Genomic DNA, 6,074 nt, shown 5'->3' on the forward strand with positions numbered 1-6,074 from the left:
TTTGCGTGAGAGCTCTCTCAAGTTTCCGGGAACGCATTGCGGGTGCGATTGGCGAAGGCTACCAGCGACAGCATGACCGGCACCTCGACCAGCACGCCGACAACTGTGGCGAGCGCCGCTCCGGAATTCAGCCCGAACAGGCTGATCGCCNNTCGAAGAAGTTGGACGTGCCGATCATGGCGCAGGGCGCGGCGACCTTGTGTGGCACTTTCCATGCCCAGGCGGCCGCGTAGGCGAGTGCAAAGATACCGTACGACTGAATGAGAATTGGTACGGCAATGAGCGCAATGATGATCGGCTTCGCCAGGATCGTTTCGCTCTGGAATCCGAACAGGAGTGTAACGGTAGCCAGAAGGCCGATCACCGACAGGGGTTTGATACGGCGCGTGAAGGCGGTCACCGATTCCTCACCCCCGCGCTTCTTAAGGGCATTACGAGCCAGAATGCCCGCCATCAGGGGAACGACCACATAGAGCGCAACCGACAGGAGCAGCGTCTCCCACGGCACGGCGATATCCGTGACTCCCAGCAAGAAAGCGACAATCGGTGCGAAGGCAAACACCATCACCGCATCATTCACACTGACCTGAACCAGTGTGTAATTCGGGTCGCCACGTGTCAGATGTGACCAGACAAATACCATCGCCGTGCAGGGGGCAGCGCCCAAAAGGATGAGGCCGGCAATATAGCCTTCCGCGTCTCCGGGGGGGATGAACGGCGCGAAGACATGGCGGAAAAAAAGAACGCCGAGGGCCGCCATAGTGAAGGGCTTGATAAGCCAGTTCACAACCAGTGTGATGATCAGCCCCTTCGGTTTCTCACCGACGCGGCGCATGGCAGAAAAATCCACGCCGATCATCATGGGCCAGACCATGGCCCAGATGAGCAGGGCGACAGCGAAATTCACATTTGCATATCCGAAACGGGCAAGTGCTTCGAACGCGCCAGGCACGATCTGCCCCAGGCCAATCCCAATCGCAATGGCGAGTGATACCCAGATAGAGAGGTATCTTTCGAATAGTCCCATGAGTATGCCCCGCATCTTACTCTGTCGGCGTTCCGATCCGGGCTAGTTAGTGCCGCATACATTATTATTCAATAATTCATCGAATATCGTTCTGGTATTTCTTGGAGCGCATGCCTGCAGGGAGTTCACGCCAAAGACTGCTCCGAGGCCGCGCCTTTTCTGCGACTGAAGATGAGGAATGGCGCACCCAAGAGGATTCGNNGACCTCTGCCTTCGGAGGGCAGGGGAAATGCATTCTGCTTCGATCCTTGGTGTTCCTACACAGTCTATAAATCACTGAAAAATATGCGTTTGTGAGATTTGGTTTCCAGTCGGTTCCTTGTGCTTTTCTCTTTGGTGCTTACTGTGTGCTTACTGGGAGCCATGGAGCATGCACTGTTGACCCGCAAACTGACTAAAACCGTCATCGACAAAGCCGAGCCTTCTGATCGCGACTTCTTCCTTTGGGACAAGGATCTCAAAGGGTTCGGTCTCAAGGTCTGTCCGAGTGGTCGAAAGGTTTACGTTTGCCAGTATCGCCATGGTAGCGGTCGGAGGGCTCCAACACGGCGCATGACGATCGGTGCTCATGGCTCGCCTTGGACCGTCGAAAGCGCACGCAATGAGGCACGACGTTTGCTTGGGGCTGCGGTGCAGGGGCAAGACCCGGCGAAAATGAAGCAGGAAGCCAAGTCGGTTTTGACGGTTGCAGAACTTTGCGACGAGTATCAGGCCAGCGGCACTGCCACGAAGAAAGCATCAACTCTGGCAACTGATCGCGGGCGGATCGAGAGGCATATCAAGCCGCTAATTGGTCGCCTGCGCCTGACTGATGTGTCGAAAGGGACCGTCACCCGATTCATGCAGGATGTCGCGGCGGGCAAAACGGCGGTTGACGTGAAAACCCGAAAAAGGGGACGAGCCATTGTGACAGGTGGGAAGGGGACCGCTTCGCGAACCGTGGGACTGTTGGGAGGAATCTTTTCATTTGCCGTTGATGTGGGGCTTATGGCGGATAATCCCGTCAGAGGCGTCAAGCGATTCAAGGATAGACAAAACCAGCGCTTCCTCAGCCTGGAAGAATTGCAGCGACTTGGCAGTTCTTTACGCCAGGCAGAAGCGACAGGCGTCAATCCATCGGGAATCGCCATCATTCGACTACTGATCCTCACTGGCTGCCGGAAAGGCGAGATCGAACAACTTCGGTGGCAAGATGTCGATTTTGACCTCGGATTTTTGCGCTTACCGGATTCAAAGACAGGGCAGGCGATCCGGCCCTTGAGCAGCGCGGCGCAGGCGATCCTTAAAAGCTTACCTAAGTTTGAGGGAACCGATTTAGTGTTCCCGGGAAGCGATTTAGAACGTCCCTACGTAGGCACCCCGAAGGTATGGCTTGGCCTGCGCGCCGCGGCTGACCTGGGAGAAGTTCGCCTGCACGACCTTCGCCATAGTTTTGCGAGCATGGCTGTTTCGTCGGGATCCAGCCTTCCAGTAATCGGTGCACTTCTTGGCCATAAGGATACGGCCACCACAGCGCAATACGCACACTTGCATGATGATCCGGTGCGTGGCGCTGCTGAAACTGTCGGCCAGCGTCTGGCGGGATTGATCCAAGACTAAGATGACGAATCCATCCAGTTCCTGAGGATGGACGATAATGAAGAATATGATGAGGACTACACCTCGTTTTCGCTATCTGCACAGCATAATAGCGAAGCCGGTGGTTTCAGCGAATTATCCAAAGCGTTCAAAGACAACCCAACGCTTGAACACTACCTCGAACTAAGGCGGCAGAACCCGGGCAAGCTGATCGAGGTCGCGACCAATTGGTCTCTGGAATGGGTTTTTGCGAACGAAGAACGTCTCAGAGATTTGGACATCGAACCTGAAGATGTCGTGGGTTCCCTGGATGCTGATGAAGCTTCAGCAAGTCGGGTGAGCCTGCGACTAATCGAGCTACTGGTTGAGCGGCGCGCGCGGGAGGCGTTGGGTGAAACTCATCTTGTTGGGCGGGGTGAAGCTGTCAGCGATAGTTTCCTAAACTATCTGATTGCCATGATGCTGGACGCTTTAGACTGGAACGATCAGATGATCATTCCCAGGGATTTGATCGTACTAATCAAGCACCAACTGCGTGCTGAGGTGTCAGTTGAAGCGCGGGACATGCAAGTGAGGCACAATCGGCACACCGCCGTTTCCTTGGGCGCTCAACTCATGAAGCAGGGGACACCCGTTTCGTTGGGCATCGTGGCCAAGATGATGAATGTAGAGCGCTCTACGGTTATGCGTTGGTTCAAAGACGGCGACTTCGTGAAGGAAGTCGAGGACTGGCATGCGATCACTGACGCATTCGCCATGGGCCGATTCAAAAGAGAAAGGGATCAGCGCGAGCCGAATTGACCTGTTGCGTACACAAGTACGTGCGCAACACCCTTTTCGATTGATAGGCATTCTTCATCCAACCGGGCGGTTCCGGTACAACGATGGGGATTGACCTATGACGCTTGTGAAGACGGTTCAGACGACGCTCCTGTCGCCTAGACAGGTCGAGGAGCAATACGGGCCTTCTGTCAGTACGTTGGCAAAGATGAGGCTGACGGGGACAGGGCCTGTTTATGTAAAACTCGGGCGACGGATCGCCTATCGGATCGAAGACCTCGAATCCTGGGTTCTAACCAACCGCTTTCGTTCGACCTCTGAATATGGCGCAGCCAAAGAAGGCGAGGCGTCTTGAGTATGGGCAACAAGCGAAAGCCGAATGTGAGCCTGATCCAGACATCGCGATCCTATACCATCCGAGAAGTTGCGGAGCGCCTTGATCGTCAGGTCGAGACGGTAAGGACTTGGGTTCAAGAGGGGCTTCCAGTCCTTCCGGGTACCACCCCCCGCCTGATCGACGGCGCGGAGTTGAAGGAATGGCTGAAGGCACGGCAGGCTAAGCGCAAGAAGCCCTGCGGAACGGATAAGCTGTACTGCTGCAAGTGCTGCGAACCACGTTCGCCAGATCCTGCCACCGTTAAAACAGAACCCACAGCCATGGTGGCGACGACGCTGATCAAAGGCAAATGTCAAGTGTGCGGGACATCAATGCACCAAGCCAGAAAGACCGCAGACTTGCCCGAAATACTTCGCGAGATGATGGGGAAAGCGAAAGCGGATTCGAACCTAACAGGCTACTGCGACCCCCGCGCTAATCCGCCCTTATGGTCGGGGCAGGGCGCGTTTGATTTTGAGCAGTATGAAGGAGGCTCTGGGAGTGTCCATTAAATGCCCCGCGAATGAGCAGGTGAAACGCATTTATCTCTACTATCTCGAACACGCTGACGGGAAGGCGGAAGCGACGATCAAGCAGACCGTCATGGCATTGAGCCGATTCGAAGACTTTACTTGTCACGCCGATTTCAGAACGTTCAATCAAAAGCAGGCGGTCGGCTTCAAGGCATATATGGGGCATCGCGATCTTGCGCCTGCGACAATTCTCTCGACGGTCAAGCAGGTCATGCGGTTTCTTCGCTGGCTATCTATGCAGCCGGGTTACAAGTCGAAGGTTAAGAGCGAGGCTATAGACTTCATGAACCTGTCAGAGAAGGCGATCCGGTCGGCGAGTGCGCCGCGGGACCGGGATTTTCCGACATTGGCTATGATTGAGGGGGCGATTGACCTGATGCCGGTCGCAACTGCCGTAGAGAAGCGTGATCGCGCCTTGGTGGCCCTGTCAGCCCTGACTGCGATTCGCGTGACTGCGATGACGACGCTGAAGCTGAAGCATTTTGATCCCCGACGCTGCCTGATTATCCAGATGCCAGACGAGGTTGAGACAAAGTTTTCCAAACGGATCGACACTTTCTTGATGCCGGTCAGTGACCGGATAGAGAGCGTGTTTCTCGACTGGATCACATATCTGGAAACAGTCGAGCTTTTCGGCCCAGGCGACCCGATCTTTCCGCAAAACCTGATGGGCCAGGATGAACGCCGCCAATTCAAGACGGTCGGTCTGAAGCGCGCGCACTGGAAGCAATCGGCTAGTGCACGGCGCATTATCAAGGGCGCGTTCGAAGCGGCGGGCTTGCCGCCTTTTGGGCCACACAGCTTCCGCAATATGCTGGTTTCGGAAATGTACCGGCGCGGTGTGTCGGTAGCCGTACTCAAAGCAGGCAGTCAGAACCTTGGACATGAATCTCTACTGACGACGCTGACCTCATACGGGCAGATATCACTTGAAGAACAGGGGCGGTTAGTCCGTGAGGCTTTTGCAGGGCCGGTGACGGATCGGGGCGAGAATGTGCCGGTGACGATGGCCGATTTAGAGGCGCTGTTTAAGGCTAAGGGGATCACTTAAGGGTTAAAGCCCGTCAAACCACTTACCATTGATGGTAACGTGCTCGACCATTTGTGTGCTGACGCCGAGATCATACTGTTTGAGAAGGTCACACAGGCGGTCCCCGTCGATAAGGTCAATAGCTGTGGCACCGTCGCGGGTTGCTTCGTCCGAGGCTTGGCTTGTGAATGTGCCGGTGGTTATAAATAGGCCCTTGTCTGCCCGACCCATAAGCGCTCCGCGGAAATCACGAATTTCCTTCGATCCGACGCTTCCTTTGTAGCGCTTGCACTGAAAATAGACCTGAAACGAAACCAGGTTCACCCGTAAAACTCCGACGCCGTCAATCCCGCCGTCGCCCGTCTTGCCCCGCACCTCGACCTTGGTGAAACCGGCTTCTCGCAATAGGCGCTGCGATAGGCGTTCGAAGGCGGCGGGGTCCATTGCTTTCAGTATGGCCAGCAAGTCGTCCTTCCAATCATCGGAAATCGTGTCGTCTTCGTCGGCATTGATTTCCGGGCTAATGGTTTCAGGCAGGATCACGCTGGATTCGCGCAGGAGTTTGCGTTCCGCCTTGGCTTCCGCCTCTTGCTTCTTGGCGGCGCGTTTTTCCTTGGCGCGCTGCTTTTCCTCTTCGTTGACTTGGCGGTAGATGGCTTCGGTAGCCACTACGGAGTGGATCGTTTCACCCAGGTCAGTCAGTCCCCAAACACCTCGCGCCGAGTTTTCCAGCGCGCCGCCGCGCTTGAG

6 protein-coding genes and 1 pseudogene are annotated in these 6,074 nt (G+C 55.6%); 5 read left to right on the forward strand and 2 right to left on the reverse strand.

Annotated elements, in window-relative coordinates; all coding sequences use genetic code 11:
• Positions 1–17: 17 nt before the first annotated feature.
• A pseudogene (gene arsB / locus B2P82_RS05990) lies at positions 18–1,027 on the reverse strand (ACR3 family arsenite efflux transporter).
• A 363-nt stretch (positions 1,028–1,390) separates the two neighbouring features.
• On the opposite strand from arsB, the gene B2P82_RS05995 reads away from it, so the two are divergent.
• The 5 genes from B2P82_RS05995 (at position 1,391) to B2P82_RS06015 (ending at position 5,345) form a co-directional block, all read left to right on the forward strand.
• Positions 1,391–2,626 carry a tyrosine-type recombinase/integrase gene (locus tag B2P82_RS05995; RefSeq protein ID WP_290480560.1) on the forward strand — a complete coding sequence of 412 codons (1,236 nt, stop codon included), beginning with the start codon at positions 1,391–1,393 and terminating at the stop codon, positions 2,624–2,626.
• Positions 2,627–2,653: 27 nt separating this feature from the next.
• Positions 2,654–3,406, forward strand: a complete 753-nt coding sequence (locus B2P82_RS06000) for a hypothetical protein (protein ID WP_290480559.1) — start codon at positions 2,654–2,656, stop codon at positions 3,404–3,406.
• Positions 3,407–3,503: 97 nt separating this feature from the next.
• Complete coding sequence (locus B2P82_RS06005) at positions 3,504–3,740, forward strand: helix-turn-helix transcriptional regulator (protein ID WP_290480558.1); 237 nt, start codon at positions 3,504–3,506, stop codon at positions 3,738–3,740.
• Between the two features lie 2 nt (positions 3,741–3,742).
• Positions 3,743–4,273: a helix-turn-helix domain-containing protein gene (locus tag B2P82_RS06010; protein WP_290944633.1), complete on the forward strand. Its 531-nt coding sequence runs from the start codon at positions 3,743–3,745 to the stop codon at positions 4,271–4,273.
• The gene (locus B2P82_RS06015; protein WP_290480556.1) at positions 4,263–5,345 is read left to right on the forward strand and encodes a tyrosine-type recombinase/integrase; all 1,083 of its coding nucleotides are present in this window, start codon (positions 4,263–4,265) and stop codon (positions 5,343–5,345) included. Before B2P82_RS06010 ends, B2P82_RS06015 begins: the two co-directional genes overlap by 11 nt.
• A 3-nt stretch (positions 5,346–5,348) precedes the next feature.
• Here B2P82_RS06015 and B2P82_RS06020 read toward each other — a convergent pair.
• Positions 5,349–6,074 (reverse strand): restriction endonuclease (locus B2P82_RS06020; protein ID WP_290495777.1); only part of this gene is annotated, 726 nt, incomplete at its 5' end.

Source organism: Hyphomonas sp. UBA4494 (assembly GCF_002388935.1).
In the GTDB taxonomy this organism is placed as follows: domain Bacteria; phylum Pseudomonadota; class Alphaproteobacteria; order Caulobacterales; family Hyphomonadaceae; genus Hyphomonas.